Origin of the sequence: Pseudomonas sp. ML2-2023-6 (assembly GCF_037055265.1) — a bacterium.
Lineage (GTDB): Bacteria > Pseudomonadota > Gammaproteobacteria > Pseudomonadales > Pseudomonadaceae > Aquipseudomonas > Aquipseudomonas kulmbachensis.
The window spans coordinates 4,208,009-4,222,923 of the sequence record NZ_CP146347.1 but is presented as its reverse complement, the minus strand read 5'-3'; the positions used below and the strand labels follow the sequence as shown (position 1 = coordinate 4,222,923).

Below are 14,915 nucleotides of genomic sequence, written 5' to 3'. Positions count from 1 at the left end.
AGTTGGATTGATTAATGGCTTGGCAGCGATATAGCACTGTATGGGCGGGGTATTAGAGTTTGTAGCTGTATGAAGTTGTACAGCTGTGGGGTGTAGAGAAAAACGGGTAGGACCTGAGGGTCGTACCCGCTGAAGAAACCTTTACAAGACTGCGCTAGCAACTGCAGCAGGGCGTCGATCCAGCAGGCTGACCAGGATAAAGCTGATTAGCGCTACGCCCAGGCTGTAGTAAATCGGCGTGTTGGCTTCCAGCCCATCCTTGAACATAAACCCCAGAGCCGTGATAAACCCCAGGCCCATGCTGGTAATGGCGCCCGCCGTGGTGGCACGCTTCCAGAAAATCGCCCCGATCAGTGGCACCAGCATGCCGCCGACCAGCAGGTTGTAGGCCAAGGTTAGAGCACTGATCACATCCGAGACCACCAGTGCGATGCCCAACACCGCGATGCCTGTGAGCAAGGTAAACAGGCGGTTGATGTTGAGGCTCGACTGCTTGCCGCCGCGTAGCCTTGGCAGCAGGTCTTCAGTCAATACGGTGGAGGCAGCCAGCAAGCCTGCACTGGCCGTCGACATCATGGCCGCCAGGGCCGCTGCAATCACCAGTCCGCGAATACCGTCCGGTAGCGAGACCTTGACGATAGCGGCGAAGGCGTTATTGACGTTGTCCAGATCCGGCAGCAGTACATGCGCCGCCATGCCGATCAGGGCACAGGTCAGGCCGTAGAGGATGCAATACAAGCCTGCAAACGTGCCTGCGTACTTGGCCACCTTGGCGGTCTTGGCAGTAAACACCCGTTGCCAAATGTCCTGGCCGATCAGGATGCCGAAGAAGTAGATCATGAAGTAGGTGATGATCGTGTCCCAGCCGATGCTGGTGAAGCTGAAGTTCGAGGCTGGCAACTTGCTGACCAGTTCGTCCCAGCCGCCGACGCGGTACAGGCAGATGGGCAGCAGCACGAACATCAGGCCGATGGTCTTGATCGCAAATTGCACGATATCGGTCAGGGTCAGCGACCACATGCCGCCAATGGTTGAATACACCACCACCACGCCACCACCGAGCAGCACCGAAATCCAGAAGGGCAGGTCGAACAGCACTTCCAGCACGGTGCCGATGGCCAGTATCGAAGTCACGCCGATCATCAGCGCGTAGGCCAGCATAATCACCGCACTGGCCTGACGGGCCATCGGGTTGTAACGCTTCTCCAGCACCTGGGTCACGGTGAAGATTTTCAGTTTGAGCAACGGTTTGGCCAGGAACAGATTGAGGGCGATGATTCCGCAGCCCAGCGCGGCACACAGCCAGAACCCGGAAATCCCATGTACATAGCCCAGCCGCACGGTGCCGACAGTAGACGCGCCGCCGAGCACGGTTGCCGCCATGGTGCCCATGTACAGGGTAGGACCGAGATTGCGTCCTGCCACCAGGTAGTCTTCGTGGGTTTTTGCCTTGCGCATGCCGTAGTAACCCAGCACCAGCATTGCCGCTGCGTAGATAAGGACGACCAGTAGATCTAAAGCCATGATGGCGAATCTCCGATTATTTTTTTTATGGATGCAGCGAGTCACAGCACGGTGGCTCGGTGCCATAAAGCCTGGGGCTTAATGGCACCGATAGGATGTCTTCAGCGATGCACAACGCCAGGTAGCACGCAGAGCATTTCGTAGAGCAGGTTGGCCCCCAGTAATGAGGTGTTGCCGGTGGTGTCGTAGGGCGGCGAGACTTCTACCAGATCGCAACCAACCAGATCGAGGCCCTGGCAGCCGCGAATGATTTCAATCCCCTGAATCGTGGTCAGGCCGCCGATTTCCGGCGTTCCGGTGCCGGGTGCCCAGGCCGGGTCAATACCGTCGATATCAAAGCTCAGGTATACCGGGCCATTGCCGAGTTTCTCGCGCACTTCGGCCATCAAGGGGGCCAGCGATTTGTGCCAGCACTCTTCGGCCTGGACTACGCGGAAACCCTGGTTGCGGCTCCAGTTGAAATCTTCGGCGGTATAGCCTTGGGCGCGCAGGCCGATTTGAACCACACGGTCGCAGTCCAGCAGGCCTTCCTCCACGGCGCGGCGGAAGGTGGTGCCATGGGCGATTTTCTCGCCGAACATATGGTCGTTCACATCGGCGTGGGCATCGATATGCACCAGCCCGACCTTGCCGTGCTTTTTATGAATGGCCCGCAGAATCGGCAGGGTGATGGTGTGATCGCCGCCCAGGGTCAGCGGGATCACATCGTGCTCGAGGATGTCGTCGTAGGATTCTTCGATGATCCGCACGGCATCCAGCAGATTGAAGGTGTTGATCGCCACATCGCCGATATCGGCCACTGACAGTGAATCGAACGGCGCGGCGCCGGTGGCCATGTTGTAGGGGCGGATCATCACCGACTCGGCGCGAATTTCGCGAGGGCCGAAGCGGGTGCCGGGGCGCAGCGAGGTACCAATGTCCAGTGGCACCCCAATAAAGGCGGCATCCAGGCCTTTGGCCGATGGCAGGTGGGGCAAGCGCAGCATGGTGGCGATACCGGCGAAGCGCGGCATCTCATTGCCACCCAGTGGTTGATGAAGAATTTTGTCCACGGGAAAGGCCTCGTCGTTTGTTGTGGTTATGGCGGTCGATTCTGCGAAAGGCGCGCCGCGGGAAGAATCTCTGCGGGCAAATACTTAGTTCAGGTTTTTCTAAACTAATCATCCGGCGCAAGATAGACTTTGCCCCATGCCCTCAAAGCCAAACCATAAGATGCCCGGAACTCCCATGGCCAACGCTTTACCCGATCTGAAACTATTGCGAATCTTTGCCAGCGTGGTCAGGCATCAGGGTTTTGCTAATGCGCAACAGGCACTCAACCTATCGACCTCAGCCATCAGCACCTATATGAGCCAGCTCGAAGCCAATCTGGGCCTGGTGCTGTGTCATCGCGGGCGCGGCGGGTTCAGCCTGACCAGCAAGGGCGAGCTGTTTCATCAGGAAACCTTGCGTCTATTGGGCGAGCTTGAAGGGTTTGAGCAATATGCCGCAGCGCTCAAGGGCGAATTGCGCGGCACCCTGAACCTGGGGGTTATCGACTCCACGGTCAGCGATAAGGCCTTGCCCTTTGCCGAGGCAATCGGTGCTTACAGTCAAGAGCACCCGGCGGTACACCTGCATCTATCGGTGATGAGCCCGTATGAATTGCAGCTCGGGGTGCAGGACAACCGCCTGGATCTGGCCATCGGTGCGTTTTCGACGCGGATGAGCGGGCTGGTGTATCAGCCGCTGTATCGAGAACAACACTGGTTGTACTGCAGCACACGGCATCCCTTGTTCAGCGAACGACGTATTCCCGAACCGGTCATTACCCAGCAACGGATGGTCGGTCGCGGTTACTGGAGCCAGGCCGAGCTGGCGCGCCACGGCTTCAAGCACAGTGCGGCAACGGTCGACAGCATGGAGGCGCAACTGATTCTGGTGCTGTCCGGGGCTTACATTGGCTATTTGCCCGAGCATTACGCAGAACCGTGGGTGGAGAAGGGCGACTTGCGCGTGCTGCTGCCCGCGACTTTTGGCTATCAGGCACCGTTTTCAATGATCGTACGCCGTGGTCGCAGCCGTGAACCGCTGATTCAAACCTTCCGCGATCTGCTCAAAGCGCAGCTAAACCAATCTTGAACGAGAGCTTTATTCCCATGTCCCGAGCCCAATGCCCTCGCTGTTTGCGTCCGCAATCCCACTGCTTGTGCAAATTGATCCCACAACTGGACAGTCGCACCAAGGTGTTGCTGCTACAGCACCCGAGCGAGGTAAACCATGCGCTGAATACTGCGCGGCTGGCAGCCCTGGGGTTGATCAATGCCGAGTTGGTGGTGGGCGAAGTGTTTGTGGATCTGGACGTATTGCTCAACCCACCGGGGTATCAGGCGCGATTGCTGTTTCCGGGGGATGATGCGCAGTTAATACACTCGGGCGCAGCTTCGGATGATAGCTTGCCGCTGTTGCTGGTGGTGCCGGACGGTACGTGGCGCAAAGCGCGCAAATTGTTGCACCTCAACCCGTTGCTGGCGCAGTTGCCGCGGGTCACGTTACCCGAAGGTGCGGTATCGCGTTACCGGCTGCGCAAAGCGCCGGGGCCGGGTGCCCTGTCGACCCTGGAAGCGATTGTGCAGGCGCTCGAAATCCTTGAAGCGCCGACTTCGTTTGCGCCGCTGTTGCGTCCGTTTGAAGCGCTGATTGAAGGGCAAATCGAGGCAATGGGTGCGCAGACCTATCAGCGAAATCATCTGAGCACCCTGTAGCAGTTGCCGAAGGAACGAGGCTGCGTCCGGCTGCGCAGCAGTCGTAAACCTGAGGACCAAATATGGCTGACACACCGAGGCGCCTGATTTTGCGACGGCTACGCCGCCGAACGCAGCCTCGTTCCTTTGGCAGCTGCTACAAGTTGTTATGTTTCAGTGCTTTTCGAGGGTTTTTTGACGCAGGATGTAAATGCTCACCAGCACCGCGCTGGTCAGCATAAAGCCCCGGGCCCAAGGCAATGGCACCAGGTAGCAGGACACGCCAATGCTCAGCCACATCAAGCCAATGGCATAGACCTTGCCCTTGAGCGGAATTCCGTTGCCATCAAGATAGTCGCGGATCCATGGCCCGAGCCGAGGATGCTCGACCAGCCATTGATAAAAGCGCGGGGAACTGCGAGCAAAGCATGCTGCAGCCAATAGCAGAAAGGGGGTTGTGGGCAGTACCGGCAGGAAAATCCCGATCACCCCCAACACTACGCTCAGCCAGCCGATGGCAAACAGAGCGTAGCGCAGCAACCGCGAACGGTTGCCCAAGGAGGGAGGTGTCACTTAATCAGTGGTGACGTGGCTTGAGGATCGCCGGCTTCTCGTCAGGTGCCTGGCACAGCAGGTACAGGGCGGTCAGCGCTTCAGGGATCTGCACGATCATGTCGTCCATCAGATTGGCATCCTTGGCGATGTCTTCGAACTCTGGCTGATCATCGAACAGGCCCGAACCCACCATGATCGGCAGCAGCATTTCGCTGACTTCTTCTTCGGCGGTTTCGAACCAGGCAGCTTCGCGCATAAATACGCCTTCCATGAAGCCGACACACCAGCCGCGCAAGTCGGAATCGTCCGGCTCGTCGCCCAGATCCAGATCACAAGGCAGCTCGAACTCTTCGTCGGACGCCAGTTGGCGAGCGATATGGGCCTTGAGCTGAATCAGCGTGCCTTCGATCTCGGCGCGCTGGGCGTCGTCCTGGTAATGAGGTGCCTCGGAGAAGATCGCATCGATCCACTCACGCTCAGGAACGTCTTCAGAGCAGATGGACAGGGCAGTCAGATAGCCGTGGGTGGCCACGTAGTCCAGCGCCTCGTCATGCAGCTCGTCGGCGTCGAGGAAGACTTGCAGGCGGGTTAGTTGCTCAGCGAAGGACATTAAAGTGCTACCTAGTAAATAAACGATAGTGAATTCTAGGCTTTCTTGAGCGCCCAAGCCAGTCGCAGGGCACATTTGGCCTCAGTTTCCGGTTATCGGTGTTGCAATTACGCAGCCCGCAGCGGGGGAGTGCTCGGGTATACTGCCGCGTTTTGTGATGCCCTGTGGAAAATGCAGCGCACCGGTGCCCTGTGCCCGAGCCTTTGAATGGCTTGCGGCCGTGCCGGATCGTGTTGGCGCAGGGGTGTTTCGGCGATTTCTGGAGTTTTTATGCTCGAACAGGCTCAACGCGTACTCAAAGACATCTTCGGCTACGACAGTTTCCGTGGCCGTCAGGGTGACATCATTGAGCGCGTGGCCAATGGTGGTGACGCCTTGGTGCTGATGCCCACCGGCGGCGGCAAATCCTTGTGCTTTCAGGTGCCTGCGCTGCTGCGTGATGGCCTGGCCGTGGTGGTGTCGCCGCTTATCGCCCTGATGGATGATCAGGTCGCGACCCTTGAAGAACTCGGGGTGGCGGCTGCAGCATTGAATTCGACCCTCAACGCCGAGCAACAGCGTGACCTGGCCAACCGCATCAAGCGCGGTGAAGTCAAAATGCTCTATCTGGCGCCCGAACGTCTGGTACAGCCGCGCATGATGGCGTTTTTGCAGAGCCTGGATATCGCTCTGTTTGCCATCGACGAAGCGCATTGCGTGTCGCAGTGGGGTCATGACTTCCGCCCCGAATATCTGCAATTGGGCCAACTGGCCGAAGTGTTCCCCAATGTGCCGCGTATCGCCCTGACGGCCACGGCGGACAAACGCACTCGCGAAGAAATCGTCACCCGCCTGCATTTGCAGAACGCGGAACGTTTTCTGTCGAGCTTTGACCGGCCCAATATTTTTTATCGCATCGTGCCAAAAGAGCAGCCGCGCAAGCAGTTGCTGGCGTTCCTCTCGGAGCGGCGCAGCGATGCAGGCATTGTGTACTGCCTGTCGCGTAAAAAAGTCGACGAAGTGGCGAAGTTCTTGTGTGATCAGGGCTTCCCGGCCTTGCCGTATCACGCCGGTTTACCGAGCGATACCCGTGCCGCCAACCAAAAGCGCTTCCTCAACGAGGAGGGGCTGATCATGGTAGCGACCATCGCTTTCGGCATGGGTATCGACAAATCCAACGTGCGCTTTGTCGCACACCTGGATTTGCCCAAGTCACTCGAGGCCTATTACCAGGAAACCGGTCGGGCAGGGCGTGACGGCCTGCCAGCTGATGCGTGGATGGCCTACGGTCTGCAAGACGTGGTGATGCTCAAGCAAATGCTGCAAAACTCCGAAGGCGATGAGCGACACAAGCGTCTTGAGCATCACAAGCTCGATGCGATGTTGTCTTTGTGCGAAGAAACCCGCTGCCGCCGTCAGACCTTGCTCGCATATTTCGACGAAGACATGCCGCAACCTTGCGGGCATTGCGACAACTGTGTCGATGGCGTGCAGACCTGGGACGCAACCGAGCCTGCGCGTCAGGCGCTGTCGGCGATTTATCGTACCGGCCAGCGTTATGGCACCGGGCACTTGATCGATGTGCTGCTGGGCCGAGAAAACGAAAAAATCCGCAGCGTGGGTCATCAGCACTTGTCGGTGTTTGGTGTCGGCAAAGACCGCAGCGAAGGCGATTGGCGCACGCTTTTCCGTCAGTTGGTGGCCCGTGGTCTGGCCGATATCGATATTGAAGGCTACGGTGGTTTGCGTTTGAGCGACAGCTGCCGGCCGTTGCTGCGCGGTGAAGTGACGCTGGAACTGCGCCGCGAGCTGAAGCCGCAAACCTCGGTCAAAAGCAGCTCTGCCAGCCCGGCCAGCCAACTGGTGCGCGGCGAAGAGCGCGAACAGTGGGAAGCCCTGCGTGCCTTGCGACGCAAGTTGGCTGAAGAACACGGCGTGCCGCCTTACGTCATCTTCCCCGACTCGACTTTGCTCGAGATGCTACGCAGCCAACCCAGCTCCTTGTCCGAGATGGCCACGGTCAGCGGTGTCGGTGCGCGCAAGCTGGAGCGTTACGGCGAGGCGTTCCTCGAAGTACTCGGCGGGCAGGCTGAAACCCCGAAAGTGGTGGCCGACATCCGCCACGAGTTGATCAGCCTGGCCCGCGCCGGCATGACCCCGCTGCAAATCAGCGGGCAATTGCAGTGCTCGGAAAAGAACGTTTACACCATGCTGGCCGAAGCCATCGGGCGTCAGGAGTTGTCGCTGGAGCAGGCGCTGGACTTGCCTGAAGAGCTGATGGAAGAAGTGCAGGATGCGTTCCTGGATGGCGAAGGGGAGCTGCCGAGCGTGGCCAGCATTGCCGAGCAATTCAAGGGTCGGGTGCCTGAAGGCGTGCTGTATTGCGTGCGTGCGGCGCTGCAATCGGAATTTGAAATCTAATGATTATGTAACGATTGATTGACTTGTAGCTATTGCCTATGAGCAATCGTCATGCTTAGCTGACTAATAATTAGTTTCACTCTATTTTCAGTCTAATCATTGAGTTTTTTATGCCGTTAACCGATCAACACCGTTTTGGTATGCAACTGGCCCAAATGTCTCGTGGGTGGCGTGCCGAACTGGATCGTCGTCTTGCTGGCCTGGGCCTGTCCCAGGCACGCTGGTTGGTGCTATTGCATCTGGCCCGTTTTGACGAAGCGCCCACTCAGCGCGAACTGGCCCAGAGCGTTGGCGTTGAAGGTCCGACCCTGGCCCGTCTGCTCGACAGCCTTGAGGCTCAGGGCCTGGTGCAGCGCCACGCGGTAGTTGAGGATCGGCGTGCCAAGAAGATCGTCCTGAGTGATTCTGCCCGCCCGTTGATCGAGCAGATAGAAGCCATTGCCACGGCGTTGCGTCAGGAACTGTTTGTGGGCATTGATGAAGAAGAACAGCGCATCTGCCTGCGGGTTCACAAGCGCATTCTGGATAACCTGGAAAAAAACTGATCCCTGCACATTTTCCCTTGTGGGAGCGAGCCTGCTAGCGATGGCATCACTGCGGTCTCTTTGGAGGACCGCGCTGCCAGCATCGCGAGCAGGCTCGCTCCCACATTGGCGTGAACCGTCAGAACGTCTGCCCCAGGTTCAGATACAGCGCCTTTTGGTCATCATCGTTAAAGCCATAGCTGAAGTTGAGCGGGCCCAGCGGGGTGTCGAAGCCGATAAAGATACTCGCCGCATTGATATAGCCGCTGTCGAACTCGTTGTCGTTGTTCCAGGCGCGTCCGCGCTCCAGCGACGCCCCGGCATACAGCGGGAAATCAAACGGCAAGTACGAGCGCGGAGTCAGGCGACGGTAGTACACGGCGCGCATCAGGCTGATGTTTTGCCCGGAGATCGCGTCCTGCCTGAAGCCCGACAACTGCCGCGCCCCCCCTAGCAAATAGCTCGATGTGACAACGTTGGCCTGATCCAGAGTCCGCGCGTATCGCCCACCCAGAATCCAGGTGTTGGGTCCTGAACTCAGCGCCTTGTCCAGATTGAATTCCCACTGACGATAGCGCTCATCCGAGCCAATCCCCGGTTCGAACTGGCGTACGCTCAGGTTGATATCTTCACCCGAGTGCGGGAAGTACACGTTATCCAACGAGTCGAACGAGTATTTGATGTCATAGAAGCCCTCATTGAAGCTGGCGCTCGGCAAGTCCTGATCGCCGATTCGCACATTGGCTTTGCCCCAAGCCTCGCCAACACCCAAACGGATCTCACCGCTGTTGCCGATTTGACGACCCACATTCAGACCAAAGCCGTAACGTTCCAGTCGATATTCTGCGACGGGATCGTTATCGAGGATGGACTCCACGTTCTGTGACTGGACGTTGATATACGGAGCGACGAAGTACCGCGAGCCCGCATCCAGTGGTTGATAAAACTCGCTGTAGAGTTCTTGCTGGTCACCGATTTGGACCCGGGTCAGCCATTCGGCTCCTAAGGTGTTGATGCCGTTCATGCGGTAACTGGCGCCCAAATTGAACGCGCTATCACCGCGCAGATCGTCAGACAGGTTCAGCCCCAGCCGCAAGTAATCAGTGCCGCTGCGCTTGGCCCGAGCACTGATCACCAAGGTATGATCCTGGCCTTTGCGCGCGACGCGGTATTGCACCTGATCGAAGTAATCGAGGCCGTACAGGGTGCCCATATCTCGCTGCAGGCGGCCTAGATCCAGTGGCTCGCCGATCGGTTGGCGAATGTAATAGCGGATTACCGAGTCGCCGATTTTCGAGTCGTTCTCAATTTTGATCGCGGTAATGACCGGCGTACGCTCTTCGCTGGTGCGGGCAGCTGCCAGGCTCGCATCAGGGTTTTGGCGCAGGCTGGCCAGGCGCTTTTCAAGAATCTGCGTGGCCCGGTAACCGGCGTTGATGATGTCTGCGGAGCGGCCAAAATCAGTGGCGCCATAACTGGCCAGCGCGGGCTGGATCAAGATGTCGTCCGGTTTTAGCGACGCAAGCTGCACCTCGGAGTTAGTGCGGGTCATCAGGGTGATGGACTGATTGAGGATGTCGAACACCGTGCTCAGCTCTTTGCGCCCGCGCAGCGGTGTACCGATGTCGACCACGATGACGATATCCACGCCCATTTCCCGGGCTACATCCACCGGGATATTGTCGACCATGCCGCCGTCGACCAGCAGTTGACCATTGATTTCAACCGGGGCGAACACCGCAGGGATCGACATGCTGGCGCGGATCACCTGGGGCAGATGGCCTTTGCGAAACACTACTTTTTCGCCGTTGACGATATCGGTGGCTACGGCGCGGAACGGGATCGGCAACTTGTCGAAATCGCGAATATCGCTGCTGTGGGCCAGCAGGCTTTCGAGCAGCAGTGACAGGTTCTGGCCCTGAATCACGCCCAATGGCAGGCCCAGGCTGCCATCGTCGCGAAAGCTGAGTTTTTGTTTGATCAGAAAGTCGCGGTCATCCTGCTTGCGTCGAAACGGTACGTCTTCGCGGTCTGGAGCGTCAGACAGGGCGTCTTTCCAGTCGATGCTCAAGGCGAGTTTTTCCAGTTCGTCGATCTTGTAGCCGGAGGCATACAGACCGCCGATTACCGCGCCCATGCTGGTGCCCGCGATGGCATCGATGTGAATACCCTGTTCTTCGAGGGCCTTGAGCACGCCGACGTGGGCCAGGCCACGGGCCGCCCCCCCGGACAACACCAGGCCGACTTTCGGCTTGCCCGCTTCGGCGGCAAACAGCATCAAGGGGCAAAGACACAGGAGTAAACAGCTCAGCAGGCGGCGCATCATGAATCTCTGGGCAAGCGATAAAGGCGGCTATTATAGCGGCGCCTTTCTCTTCAAGAGCCTTTGAAATCATGTCGCTCAATAAACCCGAAATTGTCATCACCTATTGCACCCAATGCCAGTGGCTGCTGCGCGCCGCATGGCTGGCCCAGGAGTTGCTCAGCACCTTTGCCGAAGACCTTGGCCGGGTTGCGCTGGAACCGGGCACCGGCGGGGTGTTTCGCATCACCTGCGACGGCGTGCAAATCTGGGAGCGCAAGGCCGATGGCGGCTTTCCCGAGGCCAAGGTGCTGAAGCAGCGGGTGCGTGATCAAATCGACCCGCAGCGCGACCTTGGGCATAACGACCGGGCTCAGTGAGCGCCAGCGTCCACAGAGGTGTTGCGCGGTGCCGGGCCGCTGGCCATACGGCTTGATACCACGATAGCGACGATGATCAGCACTCCGCCCAGCAGCATGCGCAGCGTGGGTGTTTCGTGGAACAAGACCCACGCCAGTGTGATGCCATACACCGGCTCCAGGGCGAAAACCACGGCGGCGGTGCGTGCTTTGATCACCCCCAGGCTGGCGACGAACAGGCTGTGCGCCACACCGGTGCAGAGCACGCCGAGCAGGCCGATCCACAGCCAGTCCAGCGGGCTGACGTCGCTCAGCCCCGGGGCGGCAAAAGGCAGCAGGCATAATGCGACGACTGCGTTTTGCCACATGGCGGCCTGTACCGCAGGGACTCGGCCCGAGCTGGCGCGGTTGTTCAGCGACAACAGCGAGAACAGCAACCCCGAGGCCACCGACCACAGCAGCCCTTCGGTGGCCTGGCTGGCCAGATCAAAGCTTGGGGTGACGAGGATCAGTCCGACGCTGACCAGTACCACCAAAATGATTTCGTTGAGCCGAATGCGTTCGCGAAAAATCAACCCTTCCAGGATGACGGTAAACGCCGGGAAGCTGGCAAAGCCCAGGGTTGCAATCGCCACCCCGGCGATCTTGACCGAAACAAAAAAACTCACCCAATGCCCGGCCAGCAGCAAGCCGCTTAACAGCAAGCTGCGGGCATCGCGCAGGGTCAGCGGGTGCCAGCGGGTGCGTTTGGCCAGCGCGGCAAAGCACACCAGGGCCAGCACCGCGAAGGCGGCGCGGCCAAATACGATAATTGAGGCCGAAGCAGCTGCAAGCTTGCCGAATACGCCGGTCAGGCCAAACAGCAGGGCGCCGATATGCAGGGCGCCCAGGGCGGTACGCGGAGTCATTGCAATCCTTGAATCAATCCAGGCAAGGCGTGCAGTCTAAAGCGCGAGGCGCGGGGCTGTCTGTCGTCAAACTGGCGTCAGTTGTCGCCAGGCTCGCGGCGCAGCACTGACGGCGAGGCACCGAACTCACGGAGCATGGCGGCGGCAAACGCGCTTTGCGAACTGTAACCGACGCGGTTGGCGACTTCGCCAATCGGCAGGCTGCTCTGGCGTAACAAGGTCAAAGCGCTGCGCAAACGGCGTTGGCGGATGTAGTCCATTGGCGTTTGCCCGCACTCGCTGGCAAAGCGGCTGTGCAAGCGGGCGCAGGACAAACCAGCGATCTGCGCCAGATCCGCGACTTGCAGTGGGTAGGCGGCGTTCTGCTCGATATAGGCATCCAGAGCGGCGTAAGGCAGACGCTTGGGTTGCGCCCGTTCAGGAGCAAGGGTGTTCAAGCTGGCCAACAGCAAAATCGCGCCTTGGCGGGCAATCAGCGGATCGCTTACCGGGCTGCTGGCGAGCCAGCTTACCAATTGATGTTGACGGGGATCGAGAGGCAAGTGCCCGGCAGTGTCGAGCAGTTGGCGACTGGCATCGGCATGCTCGCCCAGCGACTGCCCGAGCCAGTCCTGCCCCGGAACATCGAGCACCAGGCAATGGCTGCCTTGGGTGCTGCCGCAAGTGTGATGGGCTCCGGCGGGCACGATGATCAAATGTTGCTGGTGCAACAGGCTGGCGCGCCCGTCTACTTCAAAGTCGAGCTTGCCGGACAGACTGATCACCACCTGCGCGTGCTCATGGCTATGAGCAATCACCTCGTGGCGGTAATGGCGCAGTGACAGGATCTGGTCCATGGCGATCTCTTTTTGTAGGATCAGTGCCGCCAAAACGCTGGAATGCACAGTACGAACACGGTAATGATCTCCAGTCGTCCAAGCAACATGCCCAATGACAGAATCCACTTGGCTGCATCCGGCAGGCTGGCGAAGTTGCCGGACGGCCCAATGGTCTCGCCCAACCCCGGCCCCACACCAGAGACCGTACTGGCCGCGCCGGTGAGGGCGGTCATCCAGTCCAGCCCGAGCAGCGACAAGGCCAGGGCAATTACGCAAATGGTGATGGCGAAGAAGAACGAAAAGGTCAAAATCGAACGTACGATTTCCTCGTCGAGGCGGTGGCCGTTGTACTTCTGCTTGATCACTGCCCGCGGGTGGATCAGTTGGTTAAGGTTGGCCTTGAGCAGGATATAGGCGACTTGAAAGCGGAAAATCTTGATCCCGCCTGCGGTCGAACCCGAACAGCCGCCAATAAAGCCCAGATAGAAAAACAGCATCAGCGAGAAATTGCCCCACAGGCTGTAGTCGCCAAGGGCAAAACCCGTAGTCGTAACCACTGAAGTCACGTTCAGTGCCACATGGCGAAAGGCATCCCACCAGGGCATGTTGGTGGTCCACCACAGCCAGGCGCTAAGCACCAACCAAGTCACCAGCAGCAGGCCAAGCAAACCTTGTACTTGCTGGTCCTTGATCAGTGCCTTGCGATGGCCGCGCAAGGTTGCGACATAAAGAGTAAACGGCAGGCTGCCCATGATCATGACGGCGATGGCGACCCAGTGGACCGCCGGTTGTGACCACTTGGCCAGTGATTGGTCGGAGGTCGAGAAGCCGCCAGTGGAGATCGCCGACATCGCGTGGTTGATCGCATCAAACACACTCATGCCCGCCCACCAGAACGCCAGGCTGCCGAGGATGGTAATGCCGACGTACGTGGCGACAATCAGGCGGGCCACCATGTGCGAGCGCGGCATGACTTTTTCGGAGCGGTCAGAGGATTCGGTCTGAAACAGGCGCATGCCACCGATTCGCAGCAAGGGCAAGATCGCTACCGCCATCCCGATAAAGCCGATGCCGCCCAGCCAGTGCAGCATCGAGCGCCACATCAGAATGCCGGGGGACATGGTGTCCAGCCCGCTCAAAACCGTGGAGCCGGTGGCGGTAATACCGGACATGCTTTCGAAAAACGAGTCGGTATAGCTGATGTGCTGCGTCAGCAAAAATGGCAGCGCGGCGAAGATACAGACGATGACCCAGCTGGACACTGTCAGCAGGTACATGTCGCGGGGCCGCAGGTGAACCTGCTCGGGGCGCCCGGGTATCACCAGCGCCAGGCCAGCAAGAAAGGTGATCAGGCTGGCCCACAGAAAGGACGGCAAGTCGCCCAAATGGTCGTAAATAACCAACGTCAGCATGGGCACGGCCATGCTGATCGCGAGCGTAATCAGGAAGATGCCGATGATAAAACCAATGATGCGTAAAGTCGGCAACGCCATGAAGTCAGCTCGGGGATGAAAGAGGGGCGCCATTCTACCTGTGGGCTGGGCTATGTAAACCGCCAAGCCTTCGGGAGATACCGTTAGAATAGCCGCACATTTTCTTCAGGAGGTGGCCAATGGAGGCTCTCGACGCTTTGCTCAACCGTGTTTCTGCCCCGCGCCTGCTCGACCCGGCGCCAACGGCTGAGCAACGTGAAGTACTTTTTGCGGCCGCCTTGCGTGCGCCGGACCACGGCCAGTTGCGCCCTTATCGGTTTTTGACGGTTGAAGGCAATGCGCGCAACCAATTGGGCGAAATCCTCGCCGAGGCGGTGCAGGCTCAGGGCGGCGAGGTGACTCAAGCCGCACTGGACAAGGCTCGCGCCATGCCTTTGCGAGCCCCCTTGGTGGTCGTGGTGGTTGCCCGGTTGCAGGACCACTTCAAAGTGCCTAAATCCGAGCAACTGATTACTGCGGGCTGTGCGGCCCATGCCATTGAGTTGGCGGCTTATGCCCAAGGCATTGGTGCGGTATGGCGCACGGGTGAGCTGTCGTATGCGCCGCATGTGGCCAAAGGCCTTGGCTTGACCGAGGGTGAGGAAGTGGTGGCATTTTTGTACCTGGGCACGCCGCAGAACGAGTTACGAACCGCGCCTAAGGTCGATAGCGCCGAGTTTGTGACGGTCTGGTCGGTTAAATAACACCCTGTAGATACTC

The 14,915-nt window shown here is 59.0% G+C and carries 14 protein-coding genes; 6 read left to right on the top strand and 8 right to left on the bottom strand.

The genetic code is table 11. The features are described 5' to 3' along the window. Positions 1 to 141: 141 nt before the first annotated feature. Both V6L79_RS19690 and speB read right to left on the bottom strand, forming a co-directional pair. A complete protein-coding gene (locus V6L79_RS19690; protein WP_261739023.1) occupies positions 142 to 1,524 on the bottom strand; it encodes a sodium:solute symporter in 1,383 nt (460 codons plus the stop codon). Positions 1,525 to 1,625: 101 nt separating this feature from the next. Continuing rightward, entirely contained in the window at positions 1,626 to 2,576 is a 951-nt protein-coding gene (speB, locus tag V6L79_RS19685) for an agmatinase (RefSeq protein WP_338579373.1), read from the bottom strand. Between the two features lie 175 nt (positions 2,577 to 2,751). Between speB and V6L79_RS19680 the strand changes: the two genes are divergently transcribed. Both V6L79_RS19680 and V6L79_RS19675 read left to right on the top strand, forming a co-directional pair. Continuing rightward, a complete protein-coding gene (locus tag V6L79_RS19680) occupies positions 2,752 to 3,645 on the top strand; it encodes a LysR family transcriptional regulator (RefSeq protein ID WP_321833975.1) in 894 nt (297 codons plus the stop codon). A gap of 17 nt (positions 3,646 to 3,662) precedes the next feature. After that, complete coding sequence (locus V6L79_RS19675) at positions 3,663 to 4,268, top strand: tRNA-uridine aminocarboxypropyltransferase (RefSeq protein ID WP_261739020.1); 606 nt, start codon at positions 3,663 to 3,665, stop codon at positions 4,266 to 4,268. 153 nt (positions 4,269 to 4,421) lie between these two features. On the opposite strand, the gene V6L79_RS19670 is transcribed toward V6L79_RS19675, so the two are convergent. Together V6L79_RS19670 and V6L79_RS19665 are read right to left on the bottom strand one after the other, a co-directional pair. Next, the gene (locus tag V6L79_RS19670; RefSeq protein ID WP_321833973.1) at positions 4,422 to 4,820 is read right to left on the bottom strand and encodes a YbaN family protein; all 399 of its coding nucleotides are present in this window, start codon (positions 4,818 to 4,820) and stop codon (positions 4,422 to 4,424) included. Between the two features lie 4 nt (positions 4,821 to 4,824). Beyond that, positions 4,825 to 5,412, bottom strand: a complete 588-nt coding sequence (locus tag V6L79_RS19665; RefSeq protein WP_048360714.1) for a YecA family protein — start codon at positions 5,410 to 5,412, stop codon at positions 4,825 to 4,827. Between the two features lie 270 nt (positions 5,413 to 5,682). Here V6L79_RS19665 and recQ point away from each other — a divergent pair, with 270 nt between their 5' ends. Then, positions 5,683 to 7,812 (top strand): DNA helicase RecQ, encoded by a 2,130-nt coding sequence (gene recQ, locus V6L79_RS19660; protein WP_261739018.1) that lies wholly within the window; start codon positions 5,683 to 5,685, stop codon positions 7,810 to 7,812. Between the two features lie 110 nt (positions 7,813 to 7,922). Beyond that, positions 7,923 to 8,357, top strand: a complete 435-nt coding sequence (locus tag V6L79_RS19655; RefSeq protein WP_261739017.1) for a MarR family transcriptional regulator — start codon at positions 7,923 to 7,925, stop codon at positions 8,355 to 8,357. A 118-nt stretch (positions 8,358 to 8,475) separates the two neighbouring features. On the opposite strand, the gene V6L79_RS19650 is transcribed toward V6L79_RS19655, so the two are convergent. Then, the gene (locus V6L79_RS19650; RefSeq protein ID WP_338580336.1) at positions 8,476 to 10,659 is read right to left on the bottom strand and encodes a patatin-like phospholipase family protein; all 2,184 of its coding nucleotides are present in this window, start codon (positions 10,657 to 10,659) and stop codon (positions 8,476 to 8,478) included. Between the two features lie 71 nt (positions 10,660 to 10,730). Here V6L79_RS19650 and V6L79_RS19645 point away from each other — a divergent pair, with 71 nt between their 5' ends. Continuing rightward, a complete protein-coding gene (locus V6L79_RS19645; RefSeq protein WP_261739016.1) occupies positions 10,731 to 11,018 on the top strand; it encodes a SelT/SelW/SelH family protein in 288 nt (95 codons plus the stop codon). Here the strand turns inward: V6L79_RS19645 and V6L79_RS19640 are convergent. From V6L79_RS19640 to V6L79_RS19630, 3 genes are all read right to left on the bottom strand, one after another. After that, on the bottom strand, positions 11,012 to 11,905 hold the full coding sequence (locus V6L79_RS19640; RefSeq protein WP_321833971.1) for a DMT family transporter: 894 nt from the start codon (positions 11,903 to 11,905) through the stop codon (positions 11,012 to 11,014). The genes V6L79_RS19645 and V6L79_RS19640 overlap by 7 nt on opposite strands. A 77-nt stretch (positions 11,906 to 11,982) precedes the next feature. After that, positions 11,983 to 12,741, bottom strand: coding sequence for an AraC family transcriptional regulator (locus V6L79_RS19635; protein ID WP_261739014.1), 759 nt, complete (start codon positions 12,739 to 12,741; stop codon positions 11,983 to 11,985). 20 nt (positions 12,742 to 12,761) lie between these two features. Continuing rightward, complete coding sequence (locus tag V6L79_RS19630; protein ID WP_261739013.1) at positions 12,762 to 14,216, bottom strand: TrkH family potassium uptake protein; 1,455 nt, start codon at positions 14,214 to 14,216, stop codon at positions 12,762 to 12,764. A 119-nt stretch (positions 14,217 to 14,335) separates the two neighbouring features. Here V6L79_RS19630 and V6L79_RS19625 point away from each other — a divergent pair, with 119 nt between their 5' ends. Next, positions 14,336 to 14,899: an NAD(P)H nitroreductase gene (locus V6L79_RS19625; protein ID WP_261739012.1), complete on the top strand. Its 564-nt coding sequence runs from the start codon at positions 14,336 to 14,338 to the stop codon at positions 14,897 to 14,899. The last annotated feature ends 16 nt before the right edge of the window (positions 14,900 to 14,915 follow it).